Consider the following 3,119-nt stretch of genomic DNA (forward strand, 5'->3'; position numbering starts at 1 on the left):
CGTCGAGGTGTCCGGTCATGCCGCTGGCCTGTTCCCACAAACCCCACGCCAACGCCGTCCCCGGCAGACCCCGCGCCCGCCGCCGCTGCACCAACCCGTCCAACGCCGCATTCGCCGCCGCATAGTTACCCTGCCCCGGCGAACCCAGAATCCCCGCAGCCGACGAGAACACCACGAACATCGACAGATCCATACCCCGGGTCAACTCATCCAGATTGACCGCCGCATCCACCTTCGGCCGCAACACGCTGTCCAACCGCTCCGGCGTCAACGACTCCACCGTCGCGTCGTCCAACACCCCAGCCGCATGCACCACACCGGACAACGACAACCCAGCCAACAACTGCGCCAACGCAGCCCGATCCGCCACATCACACGCAGCCACCCGCACCCGCGCACCCAACGCGGCCAACTCATCACGCAACTCCACGGCACCCTCAGCGGCCAGACCACGACGACTGGTCAACACCAACTCCCGCACCCCGTGCTCGGCCACCAGATGCCGCGCCAACAACCCACCCAGCACACCCGTCCCACCCGTGACCAACACCGCACCACCACCAAGCGGACGCGGCATCCGCAACACGATCTTGCCCACCTGCCGGGCCTGACTCAGACACCGAAACGCCTCCACCGCCCGGGTGATATGCCACGTGGAGATCGGCGGTGGCGCGAACACGTTGGTGTCCAACAGCTCCACCAGCTCGTCGAGCAGTTCGCCGAGTCGCTGCGGGCCGGACGCGATCAGATCGAAGGCCTCGTAGCGCACCCCGGGGTGGCTCTGCGCGACCTGTTCGGGGTCGCGGATGTCGGTCTTGCCGATCTCGACGAACCGGCCGCCGCGCGGCATCAACCGCAGCGATGCGTCGACGAACTCACCGGACAGGCTGTTGAGCACCACGTCCACACCGCGACCGCCGGTCGCCGCCAGGAACCGCTGCTCGAACTCCACGGTCCGCGACGAGGCGATGTGATCATCGTCCAAACCCAACGCCCGCAACGTGTCCCACTTACCGGCACTGGCCGTGCCGAACACCTCCGCACCCAGATACCGAGCCAACTGCACCGCCGCGATCCCCACCCCACCAGCAGCCGCATGCACCAGCACCCGGTCACCCGGGCCCACCCCGGCCAGGTGGCGCAGGCCCTCGTACGCGGTGAGATGCGTGATCGGCACCGCCGCGGCGTGCTCGAACGACCAGCCGTCCGGCATCCGCCGCAGCACCCGGTGGTCGGTCACGGCCACCGGTCCGAACGAGCCGGCGATGAGACCGAAGACCTGGTCGCCGGGTTCGAGATCCGCCACGCCCGGGCCGACCTCCAGCACCTCGCCCGCGCCCTCCCCCAACTGCACCTCGGGACCTTCGATCACGCCGAGGGCGATCAGCGGATCCCGGAAGTTCAACCCGGCGGCCCGGACCCGGACCCGGACCTCGCCGGCCGCCAACGGTTCGAGCACCTGCGGGCAGGCGACCAGCTCGATCCGGTCCAGGGTGCCCTTGTCACGGCTGTCCAGCCGCCAGGCCGGTTGGCCGGCCGGGGGGATCAGCACGTCGTCGGACCCGGCCCGGGTGAGCCGGGGCACCAGCACCTGCCCGGCCCGCACGGCGACCTGCGGCTCGCCGCCCAGCCCGGCCTGGTATCCGGCCGGATCGTCCGCAGTGTCGATGTCACGGTCCACCAGAACGAACCGGTCCGGGTGCTCACTCTGGGCTGTGCGGACCAGGCCCCAGACGGCGGCGTGGGCGGGATCGGTGTCGTCGTCGGGGTTGGTGGCCACGGCGTCGCGGGTGATCACGGCCAGCCGGGCGGAGCCGAGTTGGTCGGTGGCCAGCCAGGTCTGGATCAGGTCCAGCGCCTGCCCGGTCAGGTCGCGCACCGCCGGGCCGCTGGGCAGCGGATGCACCACCAGGTCCGGGATCTCCCCGGACTCGATCAGGGCGGTCAGGTCCGGGGTGTCCGCGCCGATCACCACGCACCGGCCGGGATCGGCCGTCTCGCCGGCGGTGCTCGGCGTCCAGTGCACGGTGAACAGCGACTGCCCGGCGGCGGCCGTCGCGCGGAGCGCGTTCGGGTTGAGCGGACGTGTGTTCAGCGCGCCGATGGTGGCCACCGGTGCGCCCGCGGTGTCCGCGATCCGCACCGACACGGAGTCCTCGCCGGCCGGCGTCAGCCGAACCCGTACCGAGGTGGCGCCGGTGGCGTGCACGGTGACGCCGGTCCAGCTGAACGGCAACCGCACGTTCAGGTCGGTGCGGTCGGCGGCGAGCAGCGCGTGCAGCGCGGTGTCGAGCAGGGCCGGGTGCAGTGCGAACCGCCCGCCGTCACCGGCGATGCTCTCCGGCAGGGCGGCCTCGGCCAGGATGTCCGGGCCGTGCCGCCACACCCGGCGCAGCCCCTGGAACGCAGGCCCGTAACCGAATCCGGCCTCGGCCAGGTCCGGGTAGAGGCCGTCGAGTTCGACCGGCTCGGCGCCGGCCGGCGGCCACGTCCCCCACGGCTCGGGTGTTGCGGCTGCGGGGGCGAGCGTGCCGGTGGCGTGCCGGGTCCAGGCGGTGTCGGCCGGCGCGTCCTGGTCGCGGCTGTAGATGCTGACCGGTCGCCGCTCGTCGTCCTGCGCGCCGCCGACGACGACCTGCACGTGCAGCCCGCCCCGTTCGGACAGCAGCATCGGCGCGGCGAGGGTCAGTTCCTCCAGCAGGTCGCAGCCGACCCGCTCGCCGGCCTGCACGGCCAGTTCCACCAATGCGGTGCCGGGCACCAGAACGGTGCCGTTGACGGCGTGATCGGCAAGCCATGCCTGGGTTCCGAGCGCGACGCGCCCGGTGAGCACGACGCCGCCGGTGTCCGGAAGGTCGAGCACCGCGCCCAGCAACGGGTGCTTGACGGCGCCCTGTCCCAGGCCGGCCGCGTCGCCCGCGCCCTCACTGATCAGCCAGTACGGCTCGTGCTGGAAGGCGTAGGTGGGCAGGTCCACCCGACCGGCGCCGGCGAACATGCCGGCCCAGTCCACCGCGACGCCGTGGCACCAGGCCTGGCCGACCGAGGCGATCATCCGGTCCAATCCGCCGTCGTCGCGGCGCAGCGTGCCCACCACCGAGGCGTCCACCCCGGCGTGC

1 protein-coding gene is annotated in these 3,119 nt (G+C 72.1%); it reads right to left on the reverse strand.

Annotated elements, in window-relative coordinates; genetic code table 11:
- On the reverse strand, positions 1-3,119 hold a 3,119-nt coding region (locus VFO68_RS29380; RefSeq protein WP_325161661.1), incomplete at both ends, for an SDR family NAD(P)-dependent oxidoreductase.

This window comes from Actinophytocola sp., assembly GCF_035712165.1.
Lineage (GTDB): Bacteria > Actinomycetota > Actinomycetes > Mycobacteriales > Pseudonocardiaceae > DASYTH01.